13 protein-coding genes and 1 tRNA gene are annotated in these 16,411 nt (G+C 56.0%); 7 read left to right on the top strand and 7 right to left on the bottom strand.

All coding sequences use genetic code 11. From position 1 onward, the window contains the following. The 6 genes from dppB to K2184_RS05205 form a co-directional block, all read right to left on the bottom strand. The gene (gene dppB / locus K2184_RS05230) at positions 1 to 1,020 is read right to left on the bottom strand and encodes a dipeptide ABC transporter permease DppB (RefSeq protein ID WP_004106742.1); all 1,020 of its coding nucleotides are present in this window, start codon (positions 1,018 to 1,020) and stop codon (positions 1 to 3) included. Between the two features lie 107 nt (positions 1,021 to 1,127). After that, complete coding sequence (gene dppA / locus K2184_RS05225) at positions 1,128 to 2,735, bottom strand: dipeptide ABC transporter periplasmic-binding protein DppA (protein WP_004116299.1); 1,608 nt, start codon at positions 2,733 to 2,735, stop codon at positions 1,128 to 1,130. 888 nt (positions 2,736 to 3,623) lie between these two features. Beyond that, positions 3,624 to 3,700 (bottom strand) — tRNA-Pro (locus K2184_RS05220). Positions 3,701 to 3,789: 89 nt separating this feature from the next. Next, on the bottom strand, positions 3,790 to 5,478 hold the full coding sequence (gene eptB, locus K2184_RS05215; protein ID WP_004116305.1) for a kdo(2)-lipid A phosphoethanolamine 7''-transferase: 1,689 nt from the start codon (positions 5,476 to 5,478) through the stop codon (positions 3,790 to 3,792). A gap of 241 nt (positions 5,479 to 5,719) precedes the next feature. Further along, positions 5,720 to 6,922, bottom strand: a complete 1,203-nt coding sequence (locus tag K2184_RS05210) for an L-lactate MFS transporter (protein WP_163524761.1) — start codon at positions 6,920 to 6,922, stop codon at positions 5,720 to 5,722. Between the two features lie 239 nt (positions 6,923 to 7,161). Continuing rightward, the gene (locus K2184_RS05205; protein WP_004116310.1) at positions 7,162 to 7,806 is read right to left on the bottom strand and encodes a hypothetical protein; all 645 of its coding nucleotides are present in this window, start codon (positions 7,804 to 7,806) and stop codon (positions 7,162 to 7,164) included. 159 nt (positions 7,807 to 7,965) lie between these two features. Between K2184_RS05205 and tag the strand changes: the two genes are divergently transcribed. Both tag and K2184_RS05195 read left to right on the top strand, forming a co-directional pair. Continuing rightward, entirely contained in the window at positions 7,966 to 8,547 is a 582-nt protein-coding gene (gene tag, locus K2184_RS05200; protein WP_163524759.1) for a DNA-3-methyladenine glycosylase I, read from the top strand. Further along, positions 8,525 to 8,971 (top strand): N-acetyltransferase, encoded by a 447-nt coding sequence (locus K2184_RS05195; RefSeq protein WP_004116315.1) that lies wholly within the window; start codon positions 8,525 to 8,527, stop codon positions 8,969 to 8,971. Before tag ends, K2184_RS05195 begins: the two co-directional genes overlap by 23 nt. On the opposite strand, the gene K2184_RS05190 is transcribed toward K2184_RS05195, so the two are convergent. Further along, entirely contained in the window at positions 8,934 to 11,264 is a 2,331-nt protein-coding gene (locus K2184_RS05190) for a molybdopterin guanine dinucleotide-containing S/N-oxide reductase (protein ID WP_004116318.1), read from the bottom strand. The two genes, K2184_RS05195 and K2184_RS05190, sit on opposite strands and share 38 nt — an antisense overlap. 167 nt (positions 11,265 to 11,431) lie before the next feature. On the opposite strand from K2184_RS05190, the gene K2184_RS05185 reads away from it, so the two are divergent. The 5 genes from K2184_RS05185 to K2184_RS05165 all read left to right on the top strand — a co-directional run bounded on the left by K2184_RS05185 (position 11,432) and on the right by K2184_RS05165 (position 16,387). Further along, positions 11,432 to 12,094: an OmpA family lipoprotein gene (locus tag K2184_RS05185; RefSeq protein ID WP_004106757.1), complete on the top strand. Its 663-nt coding sequence runs from the start codon at positions 11,432 to 11,434 to the stop codon at positions 12,092 to 12,094. Positions 12,095 to 12,188: 94 nt separating this feature from the next. Next, positions 12,189 to 13,205, top strand: a complete 1,017-nt coding sequence (locus tag K2184_RS05180; RefSeq protein ID WP_004106759.1) for a LacI family DNA-binding transcriptional regulator — start codon at positions 12,189 to 12,191, stop codon at positions 13,203 to 13,205. A gap of 108 nt (positions 13,206 to 13,313) precedes the next feature. After that, positions 13,314 to 14,063, top strand: coding sequence for a sugar phosphate isomerase/epimerase family protein (locus K2184_RS05175; protein ID WP_049593696.1), 750 nt, complete (start codon positions 13,314 to 13,316; stop codon positions 14,061 to 14,063). Between the two features lie 3 nt (positions 14,064 to 14,066). Then, complete coding sequence (locus tag K2184_RS05170) at positions 14,067 to 15,005, top strand: sugar kinase (RefSeq protein WP_004116328.1); 939 nt, start codon at positions 14,067 to 14,069, stop codon at positions 15,003 to 15,005. A 101-nt stretch (positions 15,006 to 15,106) separates the two neighbouring features. Next, positions 15,107 to 16,387 carry an MFS transporter gene (locus tag K2184_RS05165; protein ID WP_004106766.1) on the top strand — a complete coding sequence of 427 codons (1,281 nt, stop codon included), beginning with the start codon at positions 15,107 to 15,109 and terminating at the stop codon, positions 16,385 to 16,387. Positions 16,388 to 16,411: the final 24 nt, after the last annotated feature.

Here is a 16,411-nt window from a genome sequence, read left to right as displayed (position 1 = left end):
TTACTTCTTATGCCGGATACGCGGGTTCACCACGCCGTACAATAGGTCGACCAGCAGGTTGACGAGAATAATCATCGTCGCCACCAGCAGCACCCCGCCCTGCACCACCGGATAGTCGCGGCGCTGCAGCGCATCAATCAGCCAGCGGCCAAGGCCCGGCCAGGAGAAGATGGTTTCGGTCAGGATAGCCCCCGCCAGCAGCGTACCGACCTGCAGGCCGATAACCGTGACCACCGGCAGCATCGCGTTACGTAAAGCATGCACGATGATTACCCGCATCCGCGTCAGGCCTTTCGCGCGCGCGGTACGGATATAATCCTCACCCAGCACTTCCAGCATCGACGAACGGGTCATACGCACGATCACCGCCAGGGGAATCGTCCCCAGCACCACTGCGGGCAGGATCATATGCATTACCGCATCAATAAAGTCGCCCGGCTCGCCCCAAATCGCGGTATCGATCAGCATAAATCCGGTCAACGGCAGGGTATCGTCAAGGAAGACGGTATCGCTGATACGCCCGGAAACCGGCGTCAGATTGAGCTGCACCGACACCAGCATGATTAGCATCATGCCCCACCAGAAGATGGGCATAGAGTAGCCGGTCAGCGCGAGGCCAACGGAGGTGTGGTCGAAGATAGAGCCGCGCTTAACCGCCGCCAGCACGCCCACCGGGATACCGACAATGACGGCAAAAATCATCGCGCAGACGCCCAGCTCCATCGTGGCTTTAAAGCGCGGTACGAACTCTTCCCAGACGGGAATACGGCTTTTCAGCGAGATGCCCAAATCACCGTGCATCACGCCCCAAATATAGTTGACGTACTGCTGCCACATCGGTTTATCAAGGCCCATCTCGGCCAGCAGCTGCGCGTGACGTTCAGGGGAAATACCACGTTCGCCCGCCATAATCATCACCGGGTCGCCGGGAATCATATGAACGAAGGCAAAAGTGAGAAGGGTAATACCGATAAATGTCGGGATGACAAGTCCCAAACGTCGGAGAATGAACTGCAACATAACCCGGATTCTCTCTAGTGACGACCCGCCTGGTGACAGGACGTCTGTATTGCTCACAAATGTCAATTCCCTCTCCCCAAGGCGGGGAGAGGGGAAACACGCTGTTATTATTCGATAGAGACGTTATCGAAGTGGTGTTTACCTAATGGATCGACCACGTAGCCTTTGACCTCTTTACGCACCGGCTCATAGACGGTGGAGTGAGCGACGATCAGCGCCGGCGCCTGGTCATGCATCACAACCTGAGCCTGTTTGTACAGCTCAATACGCTTGTTGTGGTCGTCGGTAGCGCGAGCCGGTTGAATCAAGTCTTCAAACGGCTTGTAGCACCAGCGGGAGTAGTTAGAACCGTCTTTTGCCGCGGCGCAGCTAAACAGGGTCGCGAAGAAGTTATCCGGATCCCCGTTGTCGCCGGTCCAGCCCATCATTACGGTCTGGTGCTCGCCCGCTTTCGCGCGCTTGAGGTATTCACCCCACTCGAAGGTCACGATCTTGGCCTGGACGCCAACTTTAGCCCAGTCGGCCTGAATCATCTCAGCCATACGGCGCGCGTTCGGGTTATACGGACGCTGTACCGGCATCGCCCACAGGTCGATGGTAAAGCCTTTTTCCAGTCCTGCCTCTTTCAGCAGCGCTTTCGCTTTTTCTGGATCGTAGGTGTAGTCTTTAATGTCGTCGTTATAGCCCCACATGGTCGGCGGGATCAGGTTCTTCGCGGCCTGGCCGGCGCCCTGATAAACGGCTTTGATAATCGCTTCTTTGTTTACCGCGTAGGTCAGCGCCTGACGAACTTTGACATCATCCAGCGGCTTCTTCTCGGTGTTGAAAGAGAGGTAGCCGACGTTCAGACCCGGCTGTTCCAGCAGGGTGATATTTTTGTCTTCCTTCATGCGCGCGATGTCTGCCGGGTTCGGGTACGGCATGATCTGGCATTCATTTTTCTGCAGCTTAGCGTAGCGCACGGAAGCATCAGGGGTGATGGAGAAGACCAGGCGATCGATTTTCGGCTTAGTGCCCCAGTAACCCGGGAAGGCTTTATAGAGAATACGGGAGTCTTTTTGATACTGCAGCAGCTGGAACGGACCGGTACCGATTGGGTTGAGGTCCACTTTCTCCGGCGTACCGGCTTTCAGCATGTTATCGGCATACTCTTTTGACAGAATAGAGGCGAAGTCCATAGCGAGGTCGGCAAGGAACGGCGATTCCGGACGGGTCAGCACGAACTGGACGGTATTATCGTCCACTTTCTTCACTTCGCTAATCAGGTCTGGTAATCCCATGCCTTCAAAGTATTCATAGCTGCCGCCAGACACTTTGTGGTACGGGTTATTGGTATTTTTTTGTCTGTCGAATGAGAAAACGACGTCATCGGCGTTCAGCGTGCGGGTCGGTTTAAAATCTTTGTTATCCTGCCACTTCACGTCTTTACGCAGATGGAAAGTATAGGTTTTTCCGTCTTCACTAACTTCCCATTTCTCCGCCAGGCCCGGAATAACTTCCGTGGTGCCGGTTTTGAATTCTACCAGGCGGTTATAAATTGGCACTGAGCTGGCGTCATAGGTGGTACCAGAGGTGAAGAGCTGTGGGTTAAAGCCTTCCGGCGAACCTTCTGAACAATAAACCAGGGTCTTCGCTTGTACGCTTGCTGCGACGGTCATGGCAACCAGGCTCAGACCAAGCTTCAGCATCCCTGATTTCTTCAAGGAAATACTCATTATTCTGCTCCAAATGTGATGTTGTTTGCATATATCCGCCAGACCTTTATTTATTTTTATTCGTCATATTTCGAACTACGGATGCGTCGGCTGCGCTCGATCGCTCCAGTCACATAGCCATCTATGCTCCTGGGGATTCTCAAGCTTGCCGCCTTCCCGCAGCTCGAACTATTTAGAATATACCCGGTCCGGTCGGTGGTGCCCGAAAGCGTTGAGAGAGATGGGGATTCCTTTCGCAAAAACGACTGAGTTGCAGTACGGATTCTCCATGAAATGCCCCTCATGCCCTACAATCTGTCAACAGAATGGGGAAACGTCAATACAGCCAACCTGGTTTTACATCCGGGGTGAGAATCGGCAGGCAAAGATTAAAAAAAGTGCAATGCGCTATTTCCAGCAGAGAAATTTATGCTAGCGGCCAATAGACAGAATAAAGCCCTTTATATTTTTCAACAGGCAGTCATAAGCAATTCCAGGAAATGGTAAAAATTTCTTGCGATGTGACCAATATGTGAGCGATAAATAGCGTGAACGTTAAAACGCACAGCGGAAAATGCTGAAGTTATCCATAAGCTTCGCGAAAAAAGATCGGAGCATATATAAAAAAATACAATGGAAGATGTCACAAAACAGGGAATTGGCGGCAGGAAATGAGGATGGATGCGTTTTTTCACACTCTTAGCAGGCAGCGCCTTTTCCCGGAGGCGATGCTGCGCATCTGTCCGGGCTACCTGCCCGCAAACAATGCTGAACCTGTAGCCCGGGCAAGGCGCTTTGCGCCGCCCCCGGGAGCGGTGTGCGATGCGGCTAATTTCCCGGAGGCGATGCTGCATATCAGTAAAAGCTACAGATGCAAAAAAGCCTGCTCGTTGAGCAGGCTTTTGAATTTGGTCGGTGATAGAGGATTCGAACCTCCGACCCCTTCGTCCCGAACGAAGTGCGCTACCAGGCTGCGCCAATCACCGAATGCGGGCGCATCTTACTGCTGCGATACACACCCGTCAATGCCTTATTATGAAAAAGTCGCTCAAGCGGCGAGAAACTCGCCACTCCGCTACGGCTTTTTCGCCGCAGCGTCAGGAACGTGGCACCAGTTGTTATATTGGTTAATCCCGCCATCCGGCGAAGTATAGCCAAGACAGCCCATAATGGTGTCATACAGCTCTACGTGGCGGCGCGGCACCTTCATGGCTGCCTGCTGCTTCAGGCGAGCAAAAGAGGCGGCATGATCGGGAGACGCCAGATACTTATCCGACATCCATACCATCATCGGCACGCGGAACTGCTCCGGCGGCGCCATCTTGCGAGGCGTACCATGCAGGTGCTCGCGCTCATTAATGGACTCGCCGTGGTCGGCGGCATAGAAAACAATCGCTTTCTTATCCCGCAGCTGATCCAGCACGCTGACAATAAAGTGATCGACATAGGTCACGCTGTTATCATACGAGTTAATCAGCTCAGCCTTCGAACACTTATTATCGACGCCAACGCACTCCGGCTGCCACTGCGCAAAACTGCGCGGATAGCGCTGGGTATAGTTAAAGTGCGACCCTTTGGTATGCAGAATAATCAGATGCTTACCATTGGGATTCTTCGCCAGACCGCGCTTCATTTCGTCCACCAGCAGCATATCGTCAACACTCTTGCCGCGGTTACTCGGCTCCGCGCCAATCTGCTCGCGATAGGCGATATTGTTCGCCATCGTGTTGCTGTAGAACCACATCTCGCTCTGCATGGCATACAGGTCGCCGGTAAAGCCAAGCTGATGCAGAACGGCAAAAACGTTCTGTTCTTTCAGCGTCCGCTGCGGATTATCATCCGCCCCGCCCTGACGGACGAACATACAGCGCAGGGACAGCTTAGTCGCGGTATCGCAGGAGTATCCGCGAAAAGCGACCAGGTTTTTCTCCTGCGCCAGCTTAGGCGTGGTATTACGGCTATAGCCCAGAATCCCCATATGATCCCAGCGGGTGGTTTCGCCGATGATAAACACCACGTAGGTATCGTCGAGCCCTTCGGGCGCCACGTAGGTAAATTTTTTCGCCGGATTAATCAGGGATTTAGTATCCGATGACTCATCAACCTGCGCCCACGCGTACAGCCCCAGCGCCGAAAGCCAGTTTGACGGCAGGTAGGAGTTAGCCACTACGCCGCCGTAGCTTGGCAGATCGACCTCTGAGCTCCGCTCGAAGTTCTTCTGACGGACCTCCAGCAAACGGATTGGCCCCCAGACCATCAATCCCGCCAGCAATACGATCGTAATATTCTTCATCCGCTGGCCAGGGGTACGAATTTGCCGCAGCAGCGTGAAGCGGCAGCGGTTGCTCCAGATAAGCAGCAGCGGCAGCGCGCTCATCAGCACCAGCCAGAGGATCAGGTGCCAGCCGATCACTTCTCTGGATAAGTCGATGTCGGTGGTCATCACCGAGGCGATAATCCCGTAGCCGATCACCACGTTCAGGAAGGTCATGTAATAGCTGGCGGCAGCGGAGAATAGAACGACGATAGTCGCGAGGATACGCCAGACCCGGCGTCCGAACAGCGACAAAATACGCAGCAGAAAGAAGGTGACCAGGAAAGTCCCGACCAGTTCCACTGCCCCTGAGAGTCCTTTCCAGATGGTAAATTCCTGAGCGTACCCTTCGAAGCGGCGGAAGAGTACGGCAGCGTTCATAAACCAGCCGATGTACAGCGCCAGCCAGATACTGAGCTTCAGCTGCGTCATCGTTTTAATGTATTTCATGCAAAAAACCTGGAAAACGAAGAGATAAAACCGCCCGACTTAAGCAATATAAGTAAGCAGGTTAATAAAGTGCGTTTAGCTTGGTTATAAGAAACCTCTACAATGCGCGCTAAGTAGACCACAGCGGAAGGGAAAAGTATCAGGAGGGAATGTGATCCAACCAAACATTTACAAAACATTTGGTTGGATTGGCACTATTAGCTTAGGTGATTAATCATCGAGACCACGATAACGCCCGGCTTCAGGCATGCGCTTCGTGATAAATCTCACTTTTCGGCTGGCGGATGGTGGTCGATAGCGCCAGGGAGAGAATCAGCAGCGCAAAGATGACGCAGAAGGTCACGTAGAAACCGCCGAACAGGGACGCAATCAGGGAACCGCAAATGCTGCCGATACCAAAGCCGAGATAAATCACGCCGTAATTTTTCGCCAGGTTATTGAGACCAAAGAATTCGCTGACCAGCGACGGGAAGACGGTAATCGTACCGCCGAAGTTAAAGGCCACGCAGGCAATGGCGGCGAAGAAAGTGGTGGCGTTCAGCGGAGCGAACAGCAGCGCCGCCATACCGATAAGCGAAACAACCTGCCCGATGGTAATCACTCGAATACGGGACATTTTATCAGACAGGATCCCCAGCACCAGGCGACCGCTAAGGTTAGCGATAGAGATCACCGTGACCGCGTTAGCTGCCGTCGCCACATCAAGGTGCACCATCCCCTGGGCAATATCTTTCGCCACGCCAATCACGTACAGGCCGCTCATGCAGGCGGTCAGGAACATTACCGCCAGCATCCAGTACTGTGGTTTACGCATCGATTCGGCAAGGGTGAAGTCGTTTTCGACGACGCCGTTGTTGGCGGTAGCGGTATGGTTCGGTGCGTCTTTCATCAGCGTCGCGCCGAACACAATCATCACCAGCACGATAGCGCCCCAGATAATAAAGGTTTTCTCAAGGCCGACCGTCGCCAGCAGATGGGAATCAATAAATTTAAAGCCCAGGCTGCCAAGCCCATAAGAACCGATGGAAAAGGCGGAGATCAGCCCCTTACGTTCCGGGAACCATTTGACGCAGTTTGACAGCGTGAGCAGATAGCCGGCGCCATCCGCCAGCCCCACCAGCAGGCCCGCGCTCAGCCACAGCATCATCAGGCTGTTTGAATGAGCGGTAAGGAAGAAACCGAGGCCCAGCAGAACGCCTGACGCCATGGTGACGCGTTTGACGCCAAAACGTTCCTGTAATTTACCCGCCACGGATGAGGAGAGCGCCAGACCAAGGCTTAGCAGGCCAAATGAGAACGCCACCTGGCTTACCGGTTCGTCCAGCTTGGCGGAAAGGGAACTATTGAACAAACTCCATGTATAAACCGATCCCAGCGCAAATTGCGTAATGATAGTGCCGAGCAGCGTGAGCCAGCGGGTGTATTGACGGTTTTCAGCGTTCATAGCAGTTGTCCTGAATAATTAACTGCCGCCACCATAACGAAGTCCCCTGTAAGCCTGGGGAAAAAAGGCATGAGCTGCCGCTACTGCGGAATGAAATGCATAAAAGACGGAATGAATGACATTGCAAAACATTCACGCCTTAAATATTTACTGCAAAGTTAGTGTCCACTATCGCTGCAAGATGCGTCACTGCTGTAACTGATACGTTAATAAATTAAATAAAACATGATACAAATAAATTAAAAATTGGCGCTCACGCCCATTAAATAGAGATAGTTTTCCCCGGAGGGCACATTATCCGCCTGCGATAGCGCCGCCCAGGCGGCTATATGGGGGTTAAGCGACATATCCGCGCCAAAGGTCACGTCCCGCCAGGCGCCATCCTGCGCGCGATTCGGCCCGCCAGAATCCGTCGTTAATCCCTGGTTATAGCTCACCTGCGCCCACGGATGTACGCCCCATAATTTCTGGTAATCGACCCGCCAGCCCAGCGTATTCACATAGCCGGCTCCGGCGGCATTTCGGCTAAGCAGCGGCGAAGTCAAATCGGTATGTAAACTGGCTACCGGACCGGACGTCATGCCCTCGAGCAGAGAGAAATTCCAGCCGACGCTCATCCCGCGGGCGCTATCTGCCGGGGAGACTGCCTTATTAAATGCCAGTCCTGAAGGATCGTCGGCCGCATTTATCCGCTCCGCGAGAATATCTTCATAGCGCGGTTGGTGATCGCTGTCCCATGTATAGCGTTCCGCTGTATTACTTTTTGTATCGATAGCGATATATTCCTGTTGCCAGGCATTCGCACCGGCAACACACGACGCCCAGACGGATACGCACGCCGGGACCAGGAATCCCCGGAGGCCATTGCATTTCTTTATTATCATTAATGCGACTCCAAAAAGAGCCGAAACGGCAAAGTTGCTGTGTTTTTTTATGGGGTGCCCTATTCCTGCTGTGGGAATAATAACCCTGTATTAACTATTATCTTTATCTTTCAGCCGTCAAGTTGAACGACTGATTTTTATGACAAAAGGGAGAGGCAGATGCAACGTTGCGGATGGGTCAGTCAGGATCCTTTATACATTGAGTATCACGATAGCGAGTGGGGCGTTGCGGAAAAGAATCCTCGTAAGGTGTTTGAGATGATTTGCCTTGAGGGCCAGCAGGCCGGACTATCGTGGATCACCGTGCTGAAAAAGCGTGAAAACTACCGCAACGCTTTTCACCAGTTTGACCCGGTTCGCGTCGCCGCTATGGGTGAAGAAGATATTGAACGTCTGCTTCTCGACGCCGGTATTATTCGCCACCGCGGTAAAATCCAGGCCATCATCGGCAACGCTCGCGCCTTCCTGGCAATGGAAGAAAATGGCGAACCTTTCGCAGATTTCGTCTGGTCGTTCGTCGACAATCAACCGCAGGTGACGACCGCCGCCACGCTGGCGGAGATCCCGACAACCACCCCCGCTTCTGACGCGCTATCGAAAGCGCTGAAAAAACGCGGCTTTAAGTTTGTCGGCTCCACTATCTGCTACTCCTTTATGCAGGCCTGCGGTCTGGTCAATGACCACGTCACCGGCTGTTTCTGTCGCACAGGAGGCCAGGATGATTCGTCACTGGGACGCTAGCGAAACCGGCCCGCTGCTTGAGCTGTGGCTGGAAAGTACGATCCACGCGCACCCGTTTATCGCCGAAAGCTACTGGCATGATAGCCTGGCGATAGTGCGCGACGTTTATCTGCCCGCCGCCCAAACCTGGGTCTGGGAACAGGATGGCATGCTGAAGGGCTTTATCAGCGTAATGGAATCCCGCTTCATCGGCGCGCTGTTCGTTGCGCCGGACGCCGTCAGACAGGGTATCGGCAGCGCGCTAATCGGCGAAGTCAAAAAACACTACGGCTGGCTCAGCCTCGAGGTATATCAGAAAAACGTTCAGGCGGTAAATTTCTACCATGCGCAAGGCTTCCGCATTGAAGACTGCGCATGGCAGGATGAAACCCAGCATCCAACCTGGATTATGCATTGGTCGGCGGATCAAATGCCGTCAGCGTAAGCTCGGGTCCGGTATATTTTTCCAGCCAGGCCAGCGCCGTATTTCCGGCGCAGCCGTTGCCCAGTCGCGAGGTGGGAATATCTTTGGTAAGCACGTTTACCGCACCGTTTTTGCAGATACCCGCCTGAGCGTCGAGATCCGGCCACGCCCCTTCATGCAGGCAAATAACCCCCGGACGGATACCGTCGGTTACCACTGCGCCGGCCAGCACCTGACCGCGTGAATTCCATACCCGCACCAGATCGCCATCGGCAATATTGCGCGCCTGCGCATCCTGCGGATGAAGGGTTAACGGTTCACGGCCCGCCACAGCGTACCGTTCACGCAGCGACGTCTGGTTGAGCTGGCTATGAAGGCGATGCGCCGGATGTGCGGAAAGCACCTGAAGCTGGCCTGCCTGCGCATTGCCGTGCCACTCGTCCGGCTCCAGCCACATAGGATGCGGCGGGCAATCCGCATAAGCAAACCCGGCGATGGTCGGCGAGTGAATTTCAATTTTTCCGCTGGCGGTTTTCAGCGGATTCGCCAGCGGATCGGCCCTGAAGGCGGCAAAGCGGGCGAAACGCGCGTTTTCAGGATTTTCCGGCATTTCAATCAACTGATTGTCCTGCCAGAACTGGGCGAACGGCGGCAGGGAAACCTGCTGCGCCGCCCCGCGCTGGGCGGCAATCTGGTAAAACGTCTCCAGCCACTGCAGATCGTTTTTACCCTCAGTGAAGCGCTCCCGCCCGCCCGCTTCCCAGCGCTCGCTGAGATCGGCGAAAACCTCGAAATCATCGCGCGCTTCATCGCGCGGCGCGACCACCCGTTTCATCGGCACCAGATGCTGGTTACTGTAATCGCCGGTCATCGTCATATCGTTGCGTTCAAATGAGGTTGTCGCAGGCAGGACGATATCGGCATGGCGCGCCGCCGCGGTCCAGAAGCATTCGGAAATCACCACCAGCTCCGGCTTTTGCCAGGCGCGGATCAGGCGATTGGTATCCTGATGATGGGTAAAGTTGGCGCCGCCCGCCCACCAGATAAAGCGGATATCCGGGAAGCGGCGTTCCATACCGTTATGTTGATAAGACGCCCCGGGGTTTTCCAGCGCTTCAACGATGCGCGCGACCGGGATTTTTTCCACTGCATCGGTACCGCCCGCCACGCTGCCCTGCATTGAGGCCAGCACCGCCGCGCGGCGCGTAGGGTTGCCGCCGTTGGCAAAGTGATAGGAGAGGCCAAAGCCTCCGCCCTCGGTGCCAATCTGGCCGAGCATGGCGGCAAGGGTCACCAGCATCCAGTGCTTTTGTTCGCCAAACTGCTGGCGCTGCATTCCCCAGCCGGACATTAACATGGTGGTGTTTTCGTGGAAAAGTTGTGCCAGTTCGCGAATTTTCTCCGCGCTAATGCCGCAGATCGCCGCCGCCCATTCCGCCGTTTTGGCCGTTCCGTCGCTCTCCCCGGTCAGATAGCGAGCGAAAACGTCATAGCCGCTGGTGCAGCGGGCCAAAAACGCGTCATCCTGCCAGCCGTTTTCCACCAGCGTATGGGCGATACCGAGCATCAGCGCCACGTCGGTGCCCATATGCGGGGCGATCCACTCCGCCGCGTCGCCAAAGAATTCCGCCGTTTCCGATCGCATTGGATCGATGCAGATCACCCGCTTCCCGCTCTGACGCAGACGATCGAACCACGGGATGCCCTGCTCATCGGAAGCGTTCCAGGCAATTTTTAGCGTATTTAATGGGTTAGCGCTCCACAGCACCACCACATCGCTATGTTCCAGCACCATTGGCCAGCTGGTCTGCTGCTGATAAACCTCATTACCGCCAACCACGTACGGCATGATCGCCTGCGCCGCGCCGGTGGAATAATCGCCCAGATGCCCGGTATAACCGCCCGCCAGGCTCATATAGCGCTGGAGCAGCGTCGCCGCTTTGTGCAGCACGCCGTTAGAACGCCAGCCGTAGGAACCCGCGAAGATGGCGCTCGGGCCATAGCTGTCGCGAATGCGTCGATGCTGAGCGTGAATCAGATCCAGCGCCTGCTCCCAGCTCACCCGCACAAACTCGTCCTGCCCGCGCACGCCTTGTGGGCTTTCTGGCGAGGCGAGGAAGCCCTTACGCACCATCGGGTAACGTACCCGAGTTTTGCTGTGCACCTGATCGCGCACGGCAGTTTGCAGGGAGTTGGCGAAAGGCGTATCAAGCGCTCCGCGCGACGAGATGACGTTTTCACCATCGGTTTCGACCAGTATGGGTCCCCAGTGGGCGGCGGTCAGAATAGTTTTGGTGGCAGATGAGGTTGGCAAAACGGACTCCTGGTCAGCGATAGCAGGTGTAGTGACGACAAGTTATTCAGCCGTTCAATGTTATTTACAAATTGAGATGCTCTCTGCGGAATTTTCTCCGGCTTCGGGCGTCATAATCAACCGTCACGGTCGCTGTGGCAAAGAATAAAAAGGATTAAGGAATTAAGATGAAAAAACGCGTACTCATGATTGCGGCTATCGTTAGCGGCGCACTGGTCATTTCTGGCTGTACCACCAACCCCTACACTGGCGAACGCGAAGCGGGTAAATCCGGGATCGGCGCGGGCATTGGTTCATTGGTCGGCGCAGGCGTCGGCGTGCTCTCCTCTTCCAAACATGACCGCGGCAAAGGCGCGCTGATTGGCGCAGCGGCCGGTGCAGCGCTGGGCGGCGGCATCGGTTACTACATGGACGTGCAGGAAGCGAAGCTGCGCGACAAAATGCAGGGAACCGGCGTAAGCGTGACGCGCAACGGTGACAATATCGTACTGAATATGCCAAACAATGTGACCTTCGACAGCAGCAGCGCTAATCTCAAACCGGCAGGCGCCAATACCCTGACCGGGGTGGCAATGGTGCTCAAAGAGTATGAGAAAACCGCGGTTAACGTGGTTGGCTATACCGACAGTACCGGTAGCCAGGATCTGAATATGCGTCTTTCTCAGCAGCGCGCGGAGAGCGTCGCCAGCGCGCTTATCACCCAGGGCGTAGCGGCCAGTCGCATCCGCACGACCGGCATGGGTCCGGCGAACCCCATCGCCAGCAACAGCACGGCGGAAGGGAAAGCGCAGAACCGCCGCGTGGAAATTACCCTCAGCCCGCTGCAGTAACCTCCCCCTTTGCCCGGTGAATCGCCGGGCAAAATGCTTGATATAGCGGATTTTCGCGCTAAGGTGTGTGCAGATTTCAGCAAAGGAAGCCACCATGGCGAAAGCGGCGCGAGCAACCATTAGCGATGTGGCGAAAGCCGCAAAGACCGGCAAAACCAGCATTTCACGCTATCTGAACGGCGAGAAGCACCTGCTTTCCGACGATTTGCTGGGACGCATTGAAAAAGCCATTGCCGAGCTCGACTATCGTCCCAGCCTGATGGCCCGCGGCCTGAAGCATGGCCGCACCCGACTGATCGGCCTGATCATCGCCGATATTACCAATCCCTACTCCGTCAACGTGCTCAGCGGTATTGAAGCGGCCTGTCGTGAAAAGGGATTCACCCTACTGGTATGTAATACCAACAACGAGCTGGATCAGGAACTGCACTATCTCGACCTGCTGCGCAGCTACCAGGTCGAGGGGATTGTGGTCAACGCCGTCGGGATGCGTGAGGATGGCCTTAACCGCCTGCAGCAGTCGGCGCTGCCGATGGTGCTTATCGACCGCAAGATTCCGGAATTCGCCTGCGATGTCGTCGGCCTCGATAATACCCAGGCCGCCACCACGGCCACCGAACATCTGGTGGAGAAAGGCTTCGAAGCGCTGTTGTTCCTCAGCGAGCCCCTTGGCTCAGTCAATACCCGTCGCGAGCGCCTGAGCGCGTTTCGCCAGACGCTCCAGCGCCATACCGGCATCGTCGCGGAAAACGCCGAAGTGCCGTTGAACGATGGCGCGATGCTGGATAACGTCCTGCGTCATTTCCACTCCCACCATCGCGGCATGCGTAAGGCGGTAATTTCCGCCAACGGCGCGCTGACGCTGCAGGTGGCACGCTCCCTGAAACGCGTTGGCCTGATTTGGGGCAGCGATATCGGCCTGCTGGGCTTCGATGAACTGGAGTGGGCCGAGCTGGCGGGCGTGGGGATTACTACGCTCAAACAGCCGACCTGGCAGATTGGCTTCGCCGCCGTCGAGCAGGTGGTGCGCCGGATTGAAGGCAGCACCGACCCGGTCTGCGAAAGGGTATTTTCCGGAGAGCTGATCGTCAGAGGCTCAACCTCCCGCTAGCGATCCTTCGTGATGGCGATCATAAATCAGACATCCTGGCCTTTGCTTTGGAACCGATACCATCTAGCGTAATAAGCAACGCATCAGATAATCGTCGGGAGTATTGGGATGGCCAGAAAGATTATTGTCGTTACCGCCGCGTACGGGAATGACCACGTTAAAGCGCTGGGCGGGCAGTCCGCCGTCCTGCCGTTTATCGCCGGTTCCGGCGCCGATGGCGTAGAGATCCGCCGCGAACTGTTCACCCCTGATGAACTGTCCCGCCTGGCGGAATTAGCGGCCGACATTGAGCGTCGCGGCCTGCTGGTCTGCTATTCCGCGCCGGAAGCCCTGTTTGCCGCAGACGGCTCGCTCAACCCGCGTCTTAGCGACTTTTTGCTGGAAGCGCAAACGCTCAACGCGCTGTGGCTGAAGCTCTCGCTGGGCCACTTTATCCACCACGATGACCTCGAAGCCCTGCGCGAAATTCTGCAGGAGAGCGGGATGGCGCTGGTGGTGGAAAACGACCAAACCGACTGCGGCCAGCTGGCGCCGATGCAGCGCTTCAAAGCCGCCTGCCGGGTTAATCAGCTGCCGATCACCCTCACCTTTGATATGGGCAACTGGCTATGGGTCGGCGACTCGCCGGAAGAGGCTGCTCGCCACCTGGCCCCGGCCGTTAGCTATATTCATGTTAAGGCGGCTGAGCCGCACCATTCGCAGTTTCGCGCCGTGCCGCCGGATGAGGCCTCCGCACGCTGGCTGGCGCTGCTCAACAACCTGCCCGCCGATGCCCCGCGGGGGATCGAATTTCCGCTGACTGGCCATGACCTGACGGCCGTGACCCGCCGCTACGTCAAGCTGTTACGTGAGGATTAAGTTATGCAAAAACCATTAGATGTCATCACGATAGGCGAAGCTATGGCGATGTTTGTCGCCACCGAAACCGGCGAGCTGGCCGATGTAGAACACTTTATGAAGCGCGTGGCGGGCGCGGAGCTGAACGTCGCGACCGGGCTGGCCCGCCTCGGCTTAAGCGTCGGCTGGGTAAGCCGCGTTGGCGCGGACAGCTTTGGCCGCTTCGTCCTCAATACGCTGGCGAAGGAGGGGATCGACGCCTGCGGCGTGAGCACCGATAGCCGCTACGCTACCGGCTTTCAGCTGAAATCTAAAGTTGAAAATGGAACCGATCCCATCGTGGAATACTTCCGTAAAGGATCCGCCGCCAGCCATCTTTCGCCGGACGACTTTAACGAATCGTACTTCGCCAGCGCCCGCCACCTGCACTTAAGCGGCGTGGCCGCCGCGCTGTCGGAAAGTTCATACGCCCTGCTGGACCGCGCGGCACGCACCATGAAGGCGCAGGGAAAAACCATTTCGTTCGACCCCAATCTGCGGCCGGTGCTGTGGAAAAGCGAAGCCGAAATGGTGGAGAAGCTTAACCAGCTCGCCTTCCAGGCCGACTGGGTTCTGCCGGGTTTAAAAGAAGGCATGATTCTGACCGGCCAGCAAACGCCGGAAGCTATTGCGGACTTTTATCTCCGCCACGGTGTTCGCGCGGTCATCATTAAAACCGGAACCGATGGCGCCTGGTATAAAACCGCCGACGGCGAACAGGGGGCCGTCGCGGCAATAAAAGTGGATAACGTCGTCGATACCGTCGGCGCGGGCGATGGTTTTGCCGTCGGGGTCATCAGCGCCCTGTTGGAAGGAAAACCGCTGCAGCAGGCGGTAAAACGTGGAAATAAAATTGGCTCCCTGGCCATACAGGTTCAGGGCGATAGCGAAGGCTTACCCACGCGCGAGGCGCTGGACGAGTAAACAGATTCAGCACAACGTCAGGCCGTTCTGTACCCTACATGCAGCGCGGCGTAACGGATCTTTTCTATGATGAGCGTCACCTCAATTACAGAGGCAAACCTATGAATAGTTCAACGAATGCAACAAAACGCTGGTGGTACATCATGCCTATCGTGTTTATCACGTATAGCCTGGCATACCTCGACCGCGCTAACTTCAGCTTCGCTTCGGCGGCCGGTATTACCGAAGACCTGGGGATCACCAAAGGTATCTCCTCCCTGCTGGGAGCGCTGTTCTTCCTCGGCTACTTCTTCTTTCAGATCCCCGGCGCGATTTACGCCGAACGCCGCAGCGTACGTAAACTGATTTTTATCTGTCTGATCCTGTGGGGTGCCTGCGCCTCGCTGACCGGGATGGTGCACAATATCCCCGCGCTGGCGGCGATTCGCTTTATCCTTGGCGTTGTCGAGGCTGCGGTCATGCCGGCGATGCTGATTTACATCAGCAACTGGTTTACGAAATCTGAACGCTCCCGCGCCAATACCTTCCTGATCCTCGGTAACCCGGTGACGGTGCTGTGGATGTCGGTCGTATCCGGCTATCTCATCCAGGCTTTCGGCTGGCGGGAAATGTTTATTATTGAAGGGGTTCCGGCGGTAATTTGGGCCTTCTGCTGGTGGGTGCTGGTAAAAGATAAACCGTCGCAGGTCAACTGGCTGGCGGAAAGTGAAAAAGCCGCGTTACAGGAGCAGCTGGAGCGTGAACAGCAGGGTATCAAACCGGTGCGCAACTACGGCGAAGCCTTCCGCTCGCGCAATGTTATCCTGCTGTGCATGCAGTATTTCGCCTGGAGCATCGGGGTTTACGGTTTCGTTCTGTGGCTGCCGTCCATTATCCGCAGCGGCGGCGAGAATATGGGCATGGTCGAAGTCGGCTGGCTCTCCTCGGTTCCCTATCTGGCGGCGACCATCGCGATGATCGTAGTCTCCTGGGCCTCTGATAAAATGCAGAACCGCAAGCTGTTTGTCTGGCCGCTGCTGCTGATTGCCGCCTTCGCCTTTATTGGTTCCTGGGCCGTTGGCGCCAACCATTTCTGGATCTCGTACACCCTGCTGGTGATTGCCGGCGCGGCGATGTACGCCCCCTACGGGCCGTTCTTCGCCATCATTCCTGAGATGCTGCCGCGCAACGTCGCCGGCGGCGCCATGGCGCTGATTAACAGCATGGGCGCGCTGGGTTCGTTCTTCGGTTCATGGTTTGTCGGTTACCTGAACGGCACTACCGGCAGCCCCGCAGCCTCGTACATTTTCATGGGAGTGGCGCTTTTCGTCTCGGTATGGCTTACTTTGATTGTTAAGCCTGCTAATAATCAAAAACTTCCGCTTGGCGCACGTCACGCCTGAAACCTTAACGCAACGGAGAACCGC

It is taken from the genome of Klebsiella sp. K5-306 (assembly GCF_051835185.1).
In the GTDB taxonomy this organism is placed as follows: Bacteria; Pseudomonadota; Gammaproteobacteria; order Enterobacterales; family Enterobacteriaceae; genus Klebsiella; species Klebsiella oxytoca.
This window is presented reverse-complemented; position numbering and strand designations above follow the sequence as displayed.

Excerpts from the sequence above, each read along its gene's own strand:
- K2184_RS05180 (WP_004106759.1), top strand. The coding sequence starts at position 12,189 with ATGGCGAAAGCGGCGCGAGCAACCATTAGCGATGTGGCGAAAGCCGCA.
- K2184_RS05170 (WP_004116328.1), top strand. The coding sequence starts at position 14,067 with ATGCAAAAACCATTAGATGTCATCACGATAGGCGAAGCTATGGCGATG.
- K2184_RS05185 (WP_004106757.1), top strand. The coding sequence starts at position 11,432 with ATGAAAAAACGCGTACTCATGATTGCGGCTATCGTTAGCGGCGCACTG.
- tag (WP_163524759.1), top strand. The coding sequence starts at position 7,966 with ATGCAACGTTGCGGATGGGTCAGTCAGGATCCTTTATACATTGAGTAT.
- K2184_RS05195 (WP_004116315.1), top strand. The coding sequence starts at position 8,525 with ATGATTCGTCACTGGGACGCTAGCGAAACCGGCCCGCTGCTTGAGCTG.
- K2184_RS05210 (WP_163524761.1), bottom strand. The coding sequence starts at position 6,922 with ATGAACGCTGAAAACCGTCAATACACCCGCTGGCTCACGCTGCTCGGC.
- K2184_RS05165 (WP_004106766.1), top strand. The coding sequence starts at position 15,107 with ATGAATAGTTCAACGAATGCAACAAAACGCTGGTGGTACATCATGCCT.
- eptB (WP_004116305.1), bottom strand. The coding sequence starts at position 5,478 with ATGAAATACATTAAAACGATGACGCAGCTGAAGCTCAGTATCTGGCTG.
- dppA (WP_004116299.1), bottom strand. The coding sequence starts at position 2,735 with ATGAGTATTTCCTTGAAGAAATCAGGGATGCTGAAGCTTGGTCTGAGC.
- K2184_RS05175 (WP_049593696.1), top strand. The coding sequence starts at position 13,314 with ATGGCCAGAAAGATTATTGTCGTTACCGCCGCGTACGGGAATGACCAC.
- K2184_RS05205 (WP_004116310.1), bottom strand. The coding sequence starts at position 7,806 with ATGATAATAAAGAAATGCAATGGCCTCCGGGGATTCCTGGTCCCGGCG.
- dppB (WP_004106742.1), bottom strand. The coding sequence starts at position 1,020 with ATGTTGCAGTTCATTCTCCGACGTTTGGGACTTGTCATCCCGACATTT.